The sequence below is a fragment of the Pseudolysinimonas sp. genome, from assembly GCF_049651805.1.
In the GTDB taxonomy this organism is placed as follows: Bacteria; Actinomycetota; Actinomycetes; order Actinomycetales; family Microbacteriaceae; genus Pseudolysinimonas_A.
In genome coordinates, this window is the sequence record NZ_JBASCU010000013.1 from 1 (window position 1) to 15,644 (window position 15,644).

At 69.6% G+C, this 15,644-nt stretch carries 15 protein-coding genes; 5 read left to right on the top strand and 10 right to left on the bottom strand.

All coding sequences use genetic code 11. The features are described from left to right. Positions 1-225 (bottom strand): ArsR/SmtB family transcription factor (locus WBL06_RS02370; protein WP_424454374.1); only part of this gene is annotated, 225 nt, incomplete at its 3' end. A 67-nt stretch (positions 226-292) separates the two neighbouring features. Here WBL06_RS02370 and WBL06_RS02375 point away from each other — a divergent pair. Beyond that, positions 293-1,591 (top strand): MFS transporter, encoded by a 1,299-nt coding sequence (locus tag WBL06_RS02375; protein WP_424454375.1) that lies wholly within the window; start codon positions 293-295, stop codon positions 1,589-1,591. Here WBL06_RS02375 and WBL06_RS02380 read toward each other — a convergent pair. Then, entirely contained in the window at positions 1,546-2,265 is a 720-nt protein-coding gene (locus WBL06_RS02380; RefSeq protein WP_424454376.1) for a uridine kinase, read from the bottom strand. The two genes, WBL06_RS02375 and WBL06_RS02380, sit on opposite strands and share 46 nt — an antisense overlap. Positions 2,266-2,292: 27 nt before the next feature. Between WBL06_RS02380 and WBL06_RS02385 the strand changes: the two genes are divergently transcribed. The 3 genes from WBL06_RS02385 to WBL06_RS02395 are packed head-to-tail and all read left to right on the top strand — an operon-like array spanning position 2,293 to position 5,442. Continuing rightward, entirely contained in the window at positions 2,293-3,156 is an 864-nt protein-coding gene (locus WBL06_RS02385) for an A/G-specific adenine glycosylase (RefSeq protein ID WP_424454377.1), read from the top strand. A gap of 9 nt (positions 3,157-3,165) precedes the next feature. Next, positions 3,166-4,566, top strand: a complete 1,401-nt coding sequence (locus WBL06_RS02390; protein WP_424454378.1) for an RNB domain-containing ribonuclease — start codon at positions 3,166-3,168, stop codon at positions 4,564-4,566. A gap of 15 nt (positions 4,567-4,581) precedes the next feature. Beyond that, positions 4,582-5,442: an Fpg/Nei family DNA glycosylase gene (locus tag WBL06_RS02395; RefSeq protein ID WP_424454379.1), complete on the top strand. Its 861-nt coding sequence runs from the start codon at positions 4,582-4,584 to the stop codon at positions 5,440-5,442. Here WBL06_RS02395 and WBL06_RS02400 read toward each other — a convergent pair. Next, positions 5,423-6,076 carry a TetR/AcrR family transcriptional regulator gene (locus WBL06_RS02400; RefSeq protein WP_424454380.1) on the bottom strand — a complete coding sequence of 218 codons (654 nt, stop codon included), beginning with the start codon at positions 6,074-6,076 and terminating at the stop codon, positions 5,423-5,425. The genes WBL06_RS02395 and WBL06_RS02400 overlap by 20 nt on opposite strands. A gap of 91 nt (positions 6,077-6,167) precedes the next feature. Between WBL06_RS02400 and WBL06_RS02405 the strand changes: the two genes are divergently transcribed. Further along, positions 6,168-6,572, top strand: coding sequence for a DUF4259 domain-containing protein (locus WBL06_RS02405; protein ID WP_424454381.1), 405 nt, complete (start codon positions 6,168-6,170; stop codon positions 6,570-6,572). A gap of 41 nt (positions 6,573-6,613) precedes the next feature. On the opposite strand, the gene WBL06_RS02410 is transcribed toward WBL06_RS02405, so the two are convergent. The 7 genes from WBL06_RS02410 to infB form a co-directional block, all read right to left on the bottom strand. Further along, positions 6,614-7,714, bottom strand: coding sequence for an NAD(P)-dependent alcohol dehydrogenase (locus WBL06_RS02410; protein ID WP_424454382.1), 1,101 nt, complete (start codon positions 7,712-7,714; stop codon positions 6,614-6,616). 41 nt (positions 7,715-7,755) lie between these two features. Then, entirely contained in the window at positions 7,756-9,264 is a 1,509-nt protein-coding gene (locus WBL06_RS02415) for an aldehyde dehydrogenase family protein (protein WP_424454383.1), read from the bottom strand. A 39-nt stretch (positions 9,265-9,303) separates the two neighbouring features. Next, positions 9,304-10,026, bottom strand: coding sequence for an alpha/beta hydrolase (locus tag WBL06_RS02420; RefSeq protein WP_424454384.1), 723 nt, complete (start codon positions 10,024-10,026; stop codon positions 9,304-9,306). A gap of 93 nt (positions 10,027-10,119) precedes the next feature. Beyond that, positions 10,120-12,393, bottom strand: coding sequence for an ATP-binding protein (locus WBL06_RS02425; RefSeq protein WP_424454385.1), 2,274 nt, complete (start codon positions 12,391-12,393; stop codon positions 10,120-10,122). A gap of 54 nt (positions 12,394-12,447) precedes the next feature. After that, complete coding sequence (locus tag WBL06_RS02430) at positions 12,448-12,882, bottom strand: alpha/beta fold hydrolase (protein WP_424454386.1); 435 nt, start codon at positions 12,880-12,882, stop codon at positions 12,448-12,450. A 43-nt stretch (positions 12,883-12,925) separates the two neighbouring features. Further along, positions 12,926-13,399 carry a 30S ribosome-binding factor RbfA gene (gene rbfA / locus WBL06_RS02435; protein ID WP_424454387.1) on the bottom strand — a complete coding sequence of 158 codons (474 nt, stop codon included), beginning with the start codon at positions 13,397-13,399 and terminating at the stop codon, positions 12,926-12,928. 183 nt (positions 13,400-13,582) lie between these two features. Further along, positions 13,583-15,644: translation initiation factor IF-2 (gene infB / locus WBL06_RS02440; protein WP_424454388.1), on the bottom strand; the 2,062-nt coding region annotated here is incomplete at its 5' end.

The following is a 15,644-nucleotide window of genomic DNA, read 5'->3' on the forward strand; positions in this document are numbered from 1 at the left end:
GTACGGCACCTCGCGTGCGCCGCGCGTGCCGCGGCGGGGTTCGCCGGCGGCGAGCAGGCCGGTATCGACGAGGGTGCGCACGTGATGCAGCGCCGTGCCGGGGTTGAGCCCGAACTCGGCGGCGATCTCACGGTTCGTGCGCTCTTCGTGCAGGCAAAACCGCAGCATCCGGATGCGTAGCGCGGAGCTGAGCGCGCGCGCCCGCCGGTCGTCGGCCTCGCCCATCCCTCCAGGGTAGCGACTCATAGAACAGTGATTGGCAACTCCCAATGACTTGGTGCAGACTGTGCGCATGGCCGACCACGACCGCGCTGTCGAACCGTCGCTGTGGCGTCACGGCGGCTTCCTGCGGCTCTGGGCCGGTCAGACCACGAGCCAGTTCGGCGCTCAACTCGCCTTCCTCGCGATCCCCGTGCTCGCCATCCAGTTGCTCGGGGCGACCGAGTTCGAGATCGGACTGCTCAACGCATTCGAGACGGCCGCGTTCCTGGTGATCGGCCTGCCCGCGGGCGCCTGGATCGATCGCTGGATCAAGCGGAGCGTCATGATCGTGGCAGACCTGGTGCGGGCGATCGCGCTCGCCGCCGTGCCCGCACTGTGGTTCGCCGGCATCCTCGAGTTCTGGCACGTTCTCCTGGTGGGGACGGTCATCGGGGCCGCCACCGTGTTCTTCGACGTCTCGTACCAGAGCTATCTGCCGGTGCTCGTGCCCGGCCCCGCCATCCCGGATGCCAACTCCAAACTCGAAGGCACCGCCCAGATCGCACGGGTCGGCGGCCCGGCCGTCGCGGGCGGACTGCTCGCGATCGCTCAGGCACCCCTGCTGCTCGCGGGAACCGTGGGCACCTACCTGCTCTCGATGATCGCGCTGCTGTCGATCCGGGAGAGAGAGACCCCTGCCCCGCGCTCCGACCGTCGGCCCCTCGTCGTCGAGATCCGCGAAGGCGTCGCGTTCGTCGTGCGCCAGCCGCTGTTGCGCCGCATCGTGCTCACCACCGGCGTCGGCAACCTCTTCACGACGATGTCGCTCACCATGCTGCCCGTGCTCGTGCTGCGCGAACTCGGGTTGACCCCGGCGGTCTTCGGCCTCGCCACGTCGGTGGGGGCGATCGGCGGCATTCTCGGTGCGCTCGCCGCGGCACGGCTGAGCCGAGTCGTGGGTGAGGGAACGATCATCCCGGTCTCGGCCGTCGTGCTCGGGCTCGCCCTGCCGCTCGCGCCGCTCATGGCTGTGCTCCCCGTCGCGGCGATCCCGTTGCTCATCGCGATGGAGCTGCTGCTGAGCATCGGGGTGTTGGTCTACAACGTCGCGCAGGTGAGTTTTCGGCAACGCATCTGCCCGAAACCGCTGCTCGGGCGCATGAACGCGTCGATCCGGTTCTTCGTCTGGGGTGTCATGCCGATCGGCGCCCTGCTCTCGGGCGTTCTCGCGACGACGCTCGGGGTCGTGCCGACGATGTGGATCGGCGCGATCGGCGCGCTGCTCTCGGCGGGCTTCGTCGTGTTCTCGCCCCTGCTCGGGATGCGGAAACTGCCCGCAGAGGCTCAGCCGGAGGTCGCTCCGAGCGGCGCGGGCTTGACCGAGCAGTAGTCGGCGAAGCGCCGCACAGGGGTTTCGCCGTCGGTGTTGTCGATGATCGCACTCGCCGTCGTGTTGGGATGCGCATCACGCACGTAAAGCCGCTGCGCCTCGGAGTAGCGCTTGTTCGACTCGGCCTTCGGGTCGGGGTCGGCGCCGTCACGCTCGACCATGCGGGCCAGCCGCACCTTCGGGTCGGCGTCGAGCCAGATCGAGAAGTTCCACGCCCCGCGCAGCTCGAACCGGTTGAGGAACACCCCGTCGACGATGAGGATGGCGTCGGCTGGACCGGTGACCCACTCCGACTCGACGGGCACGTCGCGCTCGAGGTCGAAGCCGGCGAGCTGGAAACCCGTGCTGCCGCCCATCCGGAAGGGCTCGAGCAGCACCCGTCTCAGCACCGAATAGTCGAAGGCGTCTCGGTAGTAGCCCTCGGGCGAAAATCGCCCCGAGCGGTAACGATGCTCTCGCGGCTGGTGGAAGTCATCGACCGACGCCCGGAAGACCGTGAAGCCCGCGCGCTCGAAGGCGAGCGCGAGATCGTCGGCGAACCGGGTCTTGCCGGCACCATCGGGCCCGTCGACCGCAAGGGTCGTGCGGCCCTTCGCGTAGTGATGCGCGTACTCGGCCACGAGCGACTCGAGCAGCTCGCGCCGAGCTTCGGGGATGCGGGACCACACCGACATGCCGGTCAGCGTAGTTGACTGAACTCGATGGATATCGGGGAACGCATCGCCGACTGGTACGCCGCCGGGCACCGGGACCTGCCGTGGCGGCGGCCGGGGTTCACGCCGTGGGGCACGCTGGTGAGCGAGTTCATGCTTCAGCAGACCCCCGTCGCCCGCGTCATCCCGGCCCTGGAGCGCTGGCTGACCCGCTGGCCCGCGCCCGCCGACCTCGCGAATGCGCCGCCCGGTGAGGCCGTGCGGGCGTGGGAGCGCCTCGGCTACCCGCGCCGGGCGCTCGCCTTGCACGCCGCCGCGACGGTGATCGCCGAGCGCCACGGCAACGAGGTGCCCGCCGATGTCGACGCGCTGCTCGCGCTGCCTGGCGTCGGACCCTACACCGCGCGGGCGGTTGCCGCCTTCGCCTACAGGGTGCGCACCCCCGTCGTCGATACGAACGCCCGGCGCGTGCTCGCCCGGGTGGTGCGGGGCCAGGGTGCGGCGGGTCCGGCGCGCACCACGGCGGATCTCGCCGAGATGGATGCCGTGCTGCCGGTCGACCCGGCGCGGGCGCGGCTCGTCAACGCCGGGGTGATGGAACTCGGGCAGACCGTGTGCACGGCGCGGGCGCCGCGGTGTGAGATGTGCCCGCTGCGTGAGGTGTGCGCCTGGCGAGCCGCGGGTTATCCCGCCTACGACGGGCCGCGTGCCGCCGTGCAGAAGAAATACGAGGGTTCCGACCGGCAGGTGCGCGGGCTCGTGCTGCGCGAACTGCGCGGCAGCGAGACCCCGGTGCCCGCCAGCGTGATCGCCGGTCTGTGGCCGGATGCGGGACAGCTCACCCGCGCCGTCGAGGGGCTGGTGAGCGACGGACTCGCGGTGCGCGTCGGTGGCGAGCTGAGGCTTCCGTAGGCTGACGTCGTGCCGTCGCTCCCGCTGAAGCTCTCGCGCGAGGCAGCGCAGCCCGAACTCGTCGCGGCACTGGGCGCGATTCGGGACGAACTCGATCTGCCGGTCGGCTTCTCGCCCGAGGTCGACGCCGAGGCCGCCCGTGCGGCCGCGGAATACTCTCTGCCCGACCTGGATCTGACGCACATCCCGTTCGTGACCATCGACCCCGCCGGATCGACCGACCTCGACCAGGCGCTCGCGATCGAGCGCGACGGCGACGGGTGGCGGGTGTTCTACGCGATCGCCGACCTCCCCGGGTTCGTGGCGCCGGGCGGTGCGATCGATGCTGAGGCACGCGAGCGCGGTCAAACTCTCTACGCGGCCGACGGTCGCATCCCGCTGCACCCCGTCGTGATCAGCGAAGGCGCCGCCTCGCTACTGCCCGATGCCGACCGCGGCGCGTTCGTCTGGGAGTTCACGCTCGACGCCGCCGGGCACGACACGTCGGTGCGCGTGCGTCGCGCCCGGGTGCGCAGCCGGCGGCAGTGGACGTACGACGAGGCACACGCCGCAGTCGATACCGACCCCATGCTCGGGATGCTGCGCGACGTCGGTGAAGCGCTCGTCGCGCGAGAGAGCGCGCGCGGGGGCGCGAGCCTGTCGACGCCCGAGATCCTCGTCGTGCGCGACCGTCACGAGTACCGGCTGGAGCGCCGGGTCGTTCTCCCGGTCGCCACCTGGAACGCGCAGCTCTCGCTGCTCACCGGCCGGGCTGCGGCCCGCACGATGCTGGATGCCGGCGTCGGCATCCTGCGCACCATGCCGCCCGCCGAACCCCAGGCCATCGAGCACTTCCGGCTGCAGACCGTCGCGCTCGGAACGCCGTGGGGCGCCGAGGAGCGCTACGGCGACTACCTGCGGCGACTCGACACCGACGACCCGCGACAGATCGCGATCCGGCATGCCGCGGCCTCGCTGTTCCGCGGTGCGTCGTACGCGCCGTTCGACGGCGAGGCGCCGGCCGAGACCATGCAGTCGGCCATCGGCGCTCCCTACGCCCACGTCACCGCGCCGCTTCGCCGTCTGGTCGATCGGTTCGGCCTCGAGGTGTGCGCGGCGGTGTCGAGCGGTCTCGAGGTGCCGGGGTGGGTGCGCGCGGCGTTGCCCGAACTGCCGGCGGCGATGGGCCGCTCGGCGAACATCGCGGGGCGGGTCTCGCGGCGCACCCTCGACACCGTCGAAGCCGCCGTGCTCTCCCCGCGCATCGGCGAAGAGTTCGACGCCCTCGCGATCACCGACGCGACGGTGCAACTCGCCGAGCCCGCCGTCGAGGCCGCCTGCGACGGGTTGCTCGAGCCGGGGGTGCCCGTGCGGGTGCGGCTCGTCGAAGCCGACATCGCGACCGGGACGGTGCGATTCCGGCTGGGCTGAGCGAAACTGTGCTGCATGCCGGAACTGCCCGAGGTGCACGCCCTCGTCAGCGATCTGCGCGGCCGCCTGACCGGTCGCACGATCGCCCGGCTCGACATCCTCGCGTTCGCGGCCCTGAAGACCTACGACCCGCCGGTCTCGGCCCTCGACGGGCTCACGATCGGCCGCGTCGAGCGGCACGGCAAGTACCTCGACCTCCGGGCGGGAGACCTGCATCTGGTCATCCACCTCGCCCGGGCCGGATGGCTGCGCTGGCGCGACAAGCCGCCCGTCGCGACCGTCCGGCGCGGCGCGGGCCCGCTCGCGGCGCGGCTCGTGCTGGATGACGGCACCGGCTTCGATCTCACCGAGGCGGGCACCAAGAAGAGCCTCGCCATCCATGTGGTGCGCGATCCGCAGGACGTCGAACGGGTCGCGACCCTCGGGCCCGACCCGCTCTCCGACGCCTTCACGATCGACGTGCTCGCCGGCATCCTCTCGGCTGCGGGCCGCTCGCAGATCAAGGGCGTGCTGCGCGATCAGCGGCTCATCGCCGGAATCGGCAACGCCTACTCCGACGAGATCCTGCACGTCGCCAAGATGTCACCGTTCAAACCGGCGAACATGCCCCCCGACGACGTGCGGGTGCTCTACGACGCGATGCGCTCGACCCTTCAGGATGCGGTGGCGCGGTCCGAAGGACTCGCCGCGTCAGAGCTGAAGGGCGAGAAGAAGTCGAACCTTCGCGTGCACGGGCGGAACGGCGAACCGTGCCCGGTGTGCGGCGACACCGTGTGGCAGGTCATCTACGCCGACTCGACCTTTCAGTACTGCCCGACGTGTCAGACCGGCGGCAAGCCGCTGGCCGATCGCGTGCTCAGCCGGCTGCTGAAGTAGCGATCGCGCGGTCGATACCGACGATCAGCAGTTCGAGCACGAACTCGAACTCGGCGACGTGGTCGTGGGTCGCGGTCGCGAGCATCGCGGCAAGGTGCGGGTAGAGCGCCGAGTCGCCGCGCACGGCATCCAGTTGGTAGCCGTGCGCCGATGCGCCGGCGTTGAGCCGCAGCTCTTGGAGGGTGAACGCGAAGACGTGCACCTCGACGGCGTGCATGGCGTCGTGGGCGAGTTGGGGCGAGCATCCGCCCGCCAGCAGCGCCGCGAGCACCCCGTCGACGAATCGCAGCCGGGCGGGGCCGACCGCGGGACGGCTGGTCGCCAGGGCCGCCACCCAGGGGTGCGCGAGCAACTCGTCGTGGGCGCCGCGCACCAGGGTGCGCAGCGATTCGCGCCAGTCGAGAGTGTCGTCCCGAGCCGGGAACCGGGCGACGATCGTCTCGACCATCCCGTCGAGGAGGTCGTCTTTGTCGCGCACGTGACGGTAGAGCGACATCGCCTCGTAGCCGATCGCGTCGCCGATGCGCCGCATGCTGATCGCGTCGAGGCCATTCTCGTCGGCGAGTTCGACGGCGGCGGCGAGGATCCGGTCGCGGGTGAGCGCTTCACGCTGGGCGGGGCGTCGCGGACTCACTTCTTCAGCGTACAACCTACGCTTACGTTGTAAACGGCTTCTGTCGGCGCCGTAGGGCAGACTCGATGGCGGACGAGCAGCGGAGGAACTAGTGGGCACGTGGGGCGCAGGCGTTTTCGAGAACGACGAGACGATGGACTTTCTCTGGGAGGTCGAGGAAGGCGGCGTCGATGCCCTCCGCGACGCCCTCGACCAGGTGATCGACGCCGCAGGTCGCCCGGAGTCGTGGGCCGAAAGCACCGCCGTCGCCGTCGCCGCGATCATCGCCGCCGCGTATGACGGGCGCGCCGACCTGCTGCCCGAGGAAGCCAGTGCCCTGCTCGCCGATCTGACGCCTGCCATCCACGAGAATGCCGCGTTGCGCGACCGCGCCCGCTACGCCGTGCACCTCGTGCTGACCGGCGACTCGGAGCTGCTCGAGCTGTGGCGCAGTTCCGGCGAATCGGATGCGGCCATCGCCGCGATCGCAGAGGTGCAGTCCCGGCTCAGCGAGTAGTCAACTGAGCCGGGACTGGGTCCGGTCCTCTCACCGAGGCTTCAGAAGACGATCACCGGCTTCACGGTGACGCCCGTGTGCATGTCGTCGGCGGCCTGCCCGATCTCGTCGAGCGAGTAGCGCTTCTCGAGCTTCTCGAGCGGCAGCTTGCCGTCGGCATGCAGCGCGATCAGCTGCGGGATCAGGGTGGACGGGTCGGTGTCGCCCATCGTGACGCCGCGCAGCACCTTTCCGGTGAGGATGCCCTGGATGTCGACCGGGATCTCGGTTCCGGGGGGAGGTGCGCCGCAGACCAGCACCGTGCCGCGAACGGATGCCGCGTCGAGCGCCTGCCGCGCCACCCCCGGATTGCCGGTGGTGTCGAAACTCAGCGCGACCCCGCGTCCGCCGGTGATTTCGGCGAGCCGTTCGGCGACGTTCTCCGTGGCTCCGTTGATGGTCGCCGTGGCGCCCAGCTCGCGCGCGAGCGTGAGCCGATCGTCGACGATGTCAATCGCGATCAGCTGGGCCGGCTGGCGGAGGGAAGCTGCGATGACGGCCGACAGCCCGACTGCTCCTGCACCGTAGACCGCGACGATGTCGTTCGTGCCCGGGTCGAGCACGTTCCACATCGACCCGAAGCCGGTCAGCACCCCGCAGCCGAGCGGCGCGAGCACCGTGAGGTCGGCATCCGGCGACACCTTGACGACCGAACGTTCGTCGGCGATCGAGTACTGCCCGAACGACGACTGACCGAAGAAGTGGCTCGCGATCGGCTGGCCGTCGCGCGTCACCTCGCCCGATCCTTCTGCGCGCATCAACCCGATGAGGTTGCGCGGCAGCCAGGTCTCACAGTAGGCCGGGTGCGTCGACTCGCAGGCCGCGCACGACCCGCACGACGTGAAGCTCAGCAGCACCTGGTCGCCCGGCTCGACGCTCGTGACCCCCGGGCCGACCTTCTCGACGACGCCCGCACCCTCGTGCCCGATGATCCCGGGCGAGGGGAACGGGATGCCGCCGGCGATCACCCCGAGATCGGTGTGACAGAGGCCTGAGGCCACGAGCTTGACGAGCACCTCCCCCGGCCCGGGATCGGAGAACTCGACCTCGCTGACGACGAGTTCTCCCGGTGCGTTGAGCACCGCGGCTCGACCGCTGGTCACCGTGCCACCACTGTCACGGGGTTCGGTCAAGGTCACCGAGCTCATTGGGCTGGTCCCTGCTCGAGGTTGAAGACGATCGAGTGCGACCGCTGGTAGGAGGCCATGGCCTCCGCGCCGCCCTCACGTCCCCAGCCGGAGTTCTTCACGCCGCCGAACGGGGTGGCCGCATCGAGCAGCGCCCAGCCGTTGATCCAGGTGATGCCGGCCTCGAGCTGTGCGGCGACGCGGTGCGCCTTCGCGAGGTCGGCCGTCTGGATGCCGCTGGCGAGGCCATAACGCGTCGAGTTGGCGATCTGGATGGCCTCCTCTTCGGTGTCGAACGGCTGCACCGTCAGCACCGGGCCGAAGGTCTCTTCGATGACGACCTCGGCGTCGGGGGCGACATCGGCGAGCACCGTCGGCTGGTAGTAGAAGCCGCCATTCAGCTCGACCTTCTCGCCACCGGTCACGACGCGGGCGCCGGCCTTCTTGGCGCGTTCCACGATGGCCGCGACCTTCTCGAGCTGCGTCGCGCTCGCGAGTGGGCCGATCACCGTCTCGGGGTTGGTGATGTCGCCGAACGGCACGTGCGGAAGCGCGTCGGCGAGGATGCCGAGCACGACCTCGTAGATCGGACGTTCGACGAGCAGGCGCGGGCCGGCCATGCAGAACTGGCCGGTGTTGAACACGAAGGCGCCGATGACGGTGTGGATCGCGGTGTTGAGGTCGGCGTCGGCGAACAGGATGTTCGCGGCGTTTCCCCCGAGCTCCGCCGTGAACGACTTGAGCGTCTTGCCGGCGAGTGCGGCGGCGTGCGCCCCGATCTCGGTGGATCCGGTGAACGCCACCTTGTCGACATCCGGGTGGCCGACCAGGTGGTCGCCCAGCTCCGCACCCGACCCGGTGACGACGTTGAACACGCCGTCGGGAACGCCGGCCTCCGTGAGGATCCGCGCCATGATCAACGCGCTCAGCGGGGTGTCGCCGGCCGGCTTGTGCACGACGGTGTTGCCGGCGAGCAGCGCCGGCGCGATCTTCGTGCTCGACAGGATCAGCGGGAAGTTGAACGGCGTGATCGCCGCGACGACGCCGAGGGGTTCGGTCTTCACGTAGACGTGCTTGGTGTTCGTCGTCTCGCGCACCGAGCCGTCGAGGTGGTGCCCGAGGCTGGCGTAGAACTCGTAGAGTTCGGCGGCGTTGTTCACGTCGACGACGCGGGCGAACGTGATGGGCTTGCCCACATTGGCGCTTTCTGCCTGGGCGAGCTCCTCGGTGCGCTCCCGCATGAGCTGGTACGCACGCTGCAAGATGCGGCCGCGCTCCCGGGTCGTGAGACCCGACCAGATGCCGGAGTCGAACGCTGCACGCGCGGCCGCGACCGCGGCATCCACGTCGGCGGTCGTCGCCTTGGCGACGTCGGTCAGCTTGGTGCCCGTTGCCGGGGCGGTGATGTCCATGCGGCCGCCGTCGAAGGCCTCACGCCAGGTGCCGCCGATGAACAGCTGTCCGGGCGGGAATGCGGCGGTGTCGGTCGCGGTGGGGGTGTCGGTCGCGGTGGGGGTGTCGGTCATCGTCATGAGAGTGCTCTTTCGTGTTCGAGGGGAGGGTTTTCAGTTGGCGACGACTGCCGGGGCAGCGACGCGCGCCAGCAGGGCCGCGAATCCGGCCGGGTCCTCTTGGAAGGGCGCGTGGCCGTGCGGGATGCGGATGACGTCGGCACCGCTACGGGCGGCGAGCGACTCCTGGAAGGGCGGCGGCACGATGCCGTCGTTCTCGGTGAGGATGTAGGTCGAGGGCTTGGTGCGCCAGCCGACCTGCGTGAGCTCCTCGATGAGGGACTGCAACGACTGCGGGCGGAACAGGTCGGCGAGCTGCTCGGAGACCTCGCGGGGAACCCCGGGCGGCATGTCGGAGGCGATCATCTCGACACGCTCTTCGCGCGTGCGTCCCATCGTCACCTGGCCGTTGTCGACGCCCCAGGCGTCGGGCAGAACGCCGCCCATCGCCGCGAGGGCGCTTTCGCCGGCGTCGAGCGCGAACGCCGCGACGTAGACGAGCCGCTCGACCGACGGGTGGGCGCCGGCCTGCGTGATCGGCGCTCCGCCATAGGAGTGGCCGACCAACACGACCGGGCCGTCGGCGCGCTCGATCGCGGCCGTGACTGCGGCGGCGTCGGCGAGGAGACCCTCGGTGCTGCCGGTGGAGGGAAGGTCGATCGCGTCGACATCCCAGCCGTCACCGCGCAAGATCTGCACGATGGGCTCGAACTCCCACGGGCCCACCCAGGCTCCGTGGACGAGGATGATGCGCGGTCGGGTCGAAGTTGCGGACATGAGGGTTACCGTGCCTTTCGGGCGACGTCGGTGTCGCTTCCCCCAGGGTGCGACCCGCCGCCACGGCGCGGTATCCGTAGGACTACGTACGCACTACGTAATCGGCTGCCCCGCCAGCGGTTGGGGCGCCGGGAGCGTTGCTTCGTACCAGGCGGCGATCTGGGTGCGCGAGGTGAACCCGAGTTTGCCGAGGATGCGCTGCACATGCGTGTCGACGGTGCGCACCGAGAGCACCAGCTCGTCGGCGATGTCGCGGTTGCTCATCCCCCGGTGAATGCGCATCGCCACCTCGTGCTCACGGGCACTGAGCCCCGCGGTGCCGCCGGTCTTCTCCTCAAGTGCGAGGGCGACCGCCTCGACCGGACCCAGGTCGCCACCACGTGCGAAGAAGCGCTCGTAACCCTTCTCGGCGAGCAGCCGCCGCAGCGTGTCGACGCAACGGTCGTGATGCCCGCCGAGGTGGGGCCCGAATGCCCAGATCGACGACCCGATCGACCGCCAGCGGGCATCCGTCGCCCCCAGCAGGGTCGCCGCCCGCTCCGCCGCGCCGCGCTCGGCCTCGACCCAACTGACCACCTCGAGCATGAGGCACTCGCCCACCGGGTCGTCGAAACCGCGCTCGTCGACAAGGCCCTGTCGGGCGAGCCGGTCGGCGGCATCCAGATCGTTCTCGACGAACGCTGCGAGGGCCAGCGCCCATTGCGCGTGCGCACGCATCCAGTTGTCGCCGACCGCTTCGCTGTACGCGAGCGCTTCGGACGCGAATCGGGATGCCCCCGGCTGCGTCAGGTGACTCAGTGCCGCCGTCAGCTGGAACTGGGCCAGGAGCGCCTCCTCCGGATGTCCGCACTCCTGAGCCACCCGGATCGAGACCTCGAACTCCCCCACCGCGTCGGCCGGGCGACCCGAGAAGTTGGCGAGGGTTCCGCGCCAGCGGTGCACCTCGACGCGGATTGCGGCAAGCCGTTCGGTCGTGAGTGCGCCATCGGACGCCTGCTCCTCGGCCTCGTCGAGACGCCGTGCGGCCTCGGTGAGGTCGCCTTGGAGCAGGGCGAGCCAGGCCGCGTTCACGAGCGCCGGCACGCGGTGGATCGGAGAGGCTCCCGGCAGGGCGAGGAGGCGGCCGGCCCACGCGCGGCCTTCCGGGATGAACCCGCCGACGGCGAACAGATAGCGCAGGCTCGTGAACAGGTCGAGCGCCTGGTCGGTGTCCACGGCCGACGCCGTGGTGAGGGCCGCTTGCACCTCGGCGCGGTCGGCGCGTAGCCGCGCGATCGTCTCGGCCTGCCCCGGGCCGTACCAGTTCTCGCACGACTCGGCCGCGACCGTGGCGTAGTGATCCAGGTGGCGTCGGGTTAGACCCGGCCACCGGCCGTCCTCCTCCGCTCGGTCGCGGCCGTAGCGCCGGATCGTCTCCAGCATCCGGAAACGCCCCGTCTCCGGGTCGGCTTCGACGACCGACTGGGCGACGAGTTCGTCGAGCGCGTCGAGCACGTCGGCCCCGTCGGCCACGGCCGACGCCGCCGCGAGATCGAACGGACCGGCGAAGACCGAGAGCGCACACCACAGCTCGCGCTGCGCCGGCGTGCACAGCTCGTAACTCCAGTCGACGACGGCCCGCAGCGTGCGCTGTCGACTCACCGCGGTGCGCGATCCACCGCGCAGGAGCGTGAAGCGTGACGACAAACGACTGGTCAGGTCGGTGATCGACAGGGTGCGCAACCGGGTCGCGGCGAGTTCGATGGCGAGCGGCAACCCGTCCAACGCGCGGCATAGTTCCGCCGCCGCCTCGGCGTCCTGCGGGCCGAGCTCGAAGTCCGCGTCGGCCGCCCGGGCACGGGCGACCAGGAGCGAGACGGCATCGGGTAAGACGTCGGAGACGAGCCCGATGACCGGTTCGGCCGACAGCGGCGGAACAGCGAACACCCGCTCACCGTCGAGTTCGAGCGGGCGCCTGCTCGTGGCAAGCACAGTGAGGTCAGGCAGGGCGACGAGCAGTTCGTCGATGAACGCTGCGGCGGCGTCGATGATGTGTTCGCAGTTGTCGATGACGAGGACCGCCGGGCGATCACGCAATGCCTCGATGACGACATCCAGCGGGTCGCGCGCCGACTGGTCGGCGAGTCCCATCGCCCGCACGACGGCGCGCGGCAGACGCTGCGCGTCGTGAACGCTCTCGAGCGAGACGAACCAGCCGTCGATCCCGGTCGTCTCGATGTAGAGGTTGGCGGCGCGGAGCGACAACCGCGTCTTGCCAGCGCCGCCGACCCCGGTGAGCGTCACCAGTTGCGCCACGTCGAGCAAGCCCTGGAGCAGGGCGAGTTCGCGCTGGCGCCCGACGAAGACGCTTCTCGGTTCTCTGATCATCGAGACTCCCGGCGCCCACCCTTTCGCCGGGTGCGAAAGGGTGGGTCGAGTATCTCAGGTGGCGACGCTGGTCGGGGCAGCGATGCGAGCCAGCAGGGCCGCGAACGCGACCGGATCCTCACCGAAGGGGTTGTGACCGTGGGGGATGCGCACGACGTCCCCACCGGTGCGGGCGGCGAGCATCTCCTGGACGGGCGGCGGGAGGATCTTGTCATTCTCGGTAAGCACGTAAGTCACCGGCTTGCTCCGCCAGGCGGCGGCCCGGTTGAGCTGTTCGGTCAACGCCTCGATGACGACATCCAGCGGGTCTCGTGTCGACTGGTCGGCAAGCCCGAGCGCCCGCACCACGGCACGCGGCAGACGCCGGGCATCCTGCACGCTCTCGAGCGATGCGAACAGGCCGTCGACACCCGCCGATTCGGCATGCAGATTCGCGGCTCTCAACGCCAGCCGGGTCTTGCCTGCGCCGCCGACCCCCGTGAGTGTCACCAGACGCGCGGGGCCCAGGAGCTCCTGAAAGGTGCGTCGAGTATCAGCTCTTCGACTCGTCGTCGTCCTGATCGTCGTCGTCATCATCATCATCGAAGTCGCGCGGTTTGACGTACGGGTCTTCGTCGCCCGCGTAGGTCGCATTAGCCGCGGCGGCGCGGGCTTCGTTGTCGCGCTCCTGTGCCTCGCGCAGCAACTCTGCGATCGACGCCGCGTTCTCGGGGATGGCGTCCGGGATGAACTCGAGCGACGGCGTGAGCCGGGTGTTGAGGTTCTTGCCCACCTCGGTGCGCAAAAGCCCGGTCGCCGCCTTGAGCGCCAGCGCCGACTCCGCCCGCTCCTCCTCCGACCCGTACACGGTGAAGAACACTGAGGCATGCTGCAGATCGCCCGTCACCCGAACATCGGTGATCGTGACGAACCCCAGCCGCGGATCCCGCAGCCCCTTCTCGAGCCGCTTCGCGATCACTTCCTTGATGCGATCAGCAACCTTCGCCGCGCGATCTCCCTGAGCCATTGAGTGCCTCCAAGCAAGCTGGGAATGAAAGGGCCCACTGAGCCCCCTAAAGCAATTGAACGTCGAGCCGAGGAACAGATCCGAACGAAAACCGAAGGGGTTTCCGCCCGCTCGTGAGAGTGAATCGGGGTAGGGGTCCCCGCTCTTCACTTTCGCAAACGGGCGGGAACCCCGACCCAGAGGCTACGCGCGGATCTTTTCCTTGAGCTCGATGGTCTCGATCTCGTCACCGATTTGGATGTCGTTGAACTTGCCGAGGCCGATTCCGGCTTCGAAATCGGTGCGGACTTCGGTGACGTCATCCTTGAACCGGCGCAGCGAGTCGATGGCGAGGTTGTCGCCGACCACCACACCGTCGCGGATGACCCGCGCCTTGGCGTTGCGCGTGATTGTTCCCGACCGCACGATGACACCGGCGATGTTGCCGGCCTTCGAGGAGCGGAAGATCTCGCGGATCTCGGCGACACCCGACTGCACCTCTTCGAACTCGGGCTTGAGCATGCCCTTGAGCGAGTTCTCGATGTCTTCGAGCGCCGCGTAGATGACGGAATAGAACCGCACGTCGATGCCTTCACGCTGGGCACGCTCGCGCGCCTTCACGTCGGGCCGCACGTTGAACCCGATGACGATCGCGTTGTCGATCGTCGCGAGGTCGATGTCGGACTCGGTGATCGCACCGACACCGCGGTGCAGGATGCGCAGCTGGACGCTGTCGTCGATCTCGATCTTGAGCAGCGACTCTTCGAGCGCCTCGACGGCACCGGAGACGTCACCCTTGATGATGAGGTTGAGCGACTCGACCTTGCCCTCTTCGAGCGCGCGGGTGAAGTCCTCGAGCGAGATGCGCTTGCGGGCCTTGGCCAGTTGGGCGTTGCGCTCGACGGCTTCGCGCTTCTCGGCGATCTGCCGGGCGGTGCGGTCGTCTTCGGTCACGATGAACGTGTCGCCGGCGCGCGGGACCCGGGAGAGTCCCTGCACGAGCACGGGACGGCTCGGGTAGGCCTCGTCGACCGTTTCGCCGTTCTCGTCGTGCATCGCCCGCACCCGCCCGTAGGCGGTGCCGGCGACGATCGGATCGCCGACGCGCAAGGTTCCGTTCTGGATGAGCACGGTCGCGACGGCACCGCGGCCCTTGTCGAGCTTGGCTTCGATCGCGACACCGCGGGCACCCCGGGTGGGGTTCGCGACGAGGTCGAGACCGGCGTCGGCGGTCAGGAGCACGGCATCCAGAAGTTCGGTGATGCCCTTCTTCTGCAGTGCCGAGACGTCGACGAACATCGTGTCGCCACCGAACTCTTCGGCGACGAGACCGAACTCGGTGAGCTGCTGACGCACCTTCGCCGGGTTGGCGCCGTCTTTGTCGACCTTGTTGACCGCGACGACGATCGGCACCCCGGCGGCCTGGGCGTGGTTCAACGCCTCGACCGTCTGGGGCATGATGCCGTCGTCGGCGGCGACCACGAGGATCGCGATGTCGGTCACCTGCGCACCACGGGCACGCATGGCGGTGAACGCCTCGTGGCCCGGGGTGTCGATGAAGGTGATGGCCCGCTCGATGCCTTCGTGCTCGGTCCAGACCTGGTACGCACCGATGTGTTGCGTGATGCCGCCGGCTTCGCCCGCGACGACGTTCGCCTCGCGGATCGCATCCAGCAGCTTGGTCTTTCCGTGGTCGACGTGACCCATGACGGTGACGACCGGCGGACGGATCTCGAGATCGTCTTCGTCGTCTTCGTCGTCGAGGTCGATGTCGAAGCCTTCGAGCAGCTCTTTGTCTTCGTCTTCGGGCGAGACGACCTGCACGCGGTAACCGAGTTCGGCACCGAGCACCTCGAAGGTGGACTCATCGAGCGACTCAGTGGCCGTGGCCATTTCCCCCAGGGCGAAGAGCACCGTGACGAGGTTGCCGGGCAGCACCGTGAATCCGGTGAGCTGCTCGATCTTCTCGGCGAAGTCGGCGATCGACGCGCCGCGGCGCATCCGGATGATGGTGGTGCCGTCGCCACGGGGTACGCTCACGCCGCCAATGGTCGGGGCTTCGCGCATCTCGAATTCGGCGCGCTTCGTACGACGCGACTTGCGGGCCTTGCTCTTGCCGCCACCGCGACCGAAGGCACCCGCGGTTCCACCGCCGGGGCCACGGCCACGACCGCCACCGCCGCCGGGACGACCGGCGTACCCGCCGCCTCCCGCTCCCGGGGCACCGCCACCTGGACGTTGGAAGCCGCCGCCGGCACCGCCGGGA

Coding starts and splice junctions, on each gene's coding strand:
- WBL06_RS02375 (WP_424454375.1), top strand. CDS start 293: ATGGCCGACCACGACCGCGCTGTCGAACCGTCGCTGTGGCGTCACGGC.
- WBL06_RS02380 (WP_424454376.1), bottom strand. CDS start 2,265: ATGTCGGTGTGGTCCCGCATCCCCGAAGCTCGGCGCGAGCTGCTCGAG.
- WBL06_RS02385 (WP_424454377.1), top strand. CDS start 2,293: ATGGATATCGGGGAACGCATCGCCGACTGGTACGCCGCCGGGCACCGG.
- WBL06_RS02395 (WP_424454379.1), top strand. CDS start 4,582: ATGCCGGAACTGCCCGAGGTGCACGCCCTCGTCAGCGATCTGCGCGGC.
- WBL06_RS02415 (WP_424454383.1), bottom strand. CDS start 9,264: ATGACCGACACCCCCACCGCGACCGACACCCCCACCGCGACCGACACC.
- WBL06_RS02420 (WP_424454384.1), bottom strand. CDS start 10,026: ATGTCCGCAACTTCGACCCGACCGCGCATCATCCTCGTCCACGGAGCC.
- WBL06_RS02425 (WP_424454385.1), bottom strand. CDS start 12,393: ATGATCAGAGAACCGAGAAGCGTCTTCGTCGGGCGCCAGCGCGAACTC.
- rbfA (WP_424454387.1), bottom strand. CDS start 13,399: ATGGCTCAGGGAGATCGCGCGGCGAAGGTTGCTGATCGCATCAAGGAA.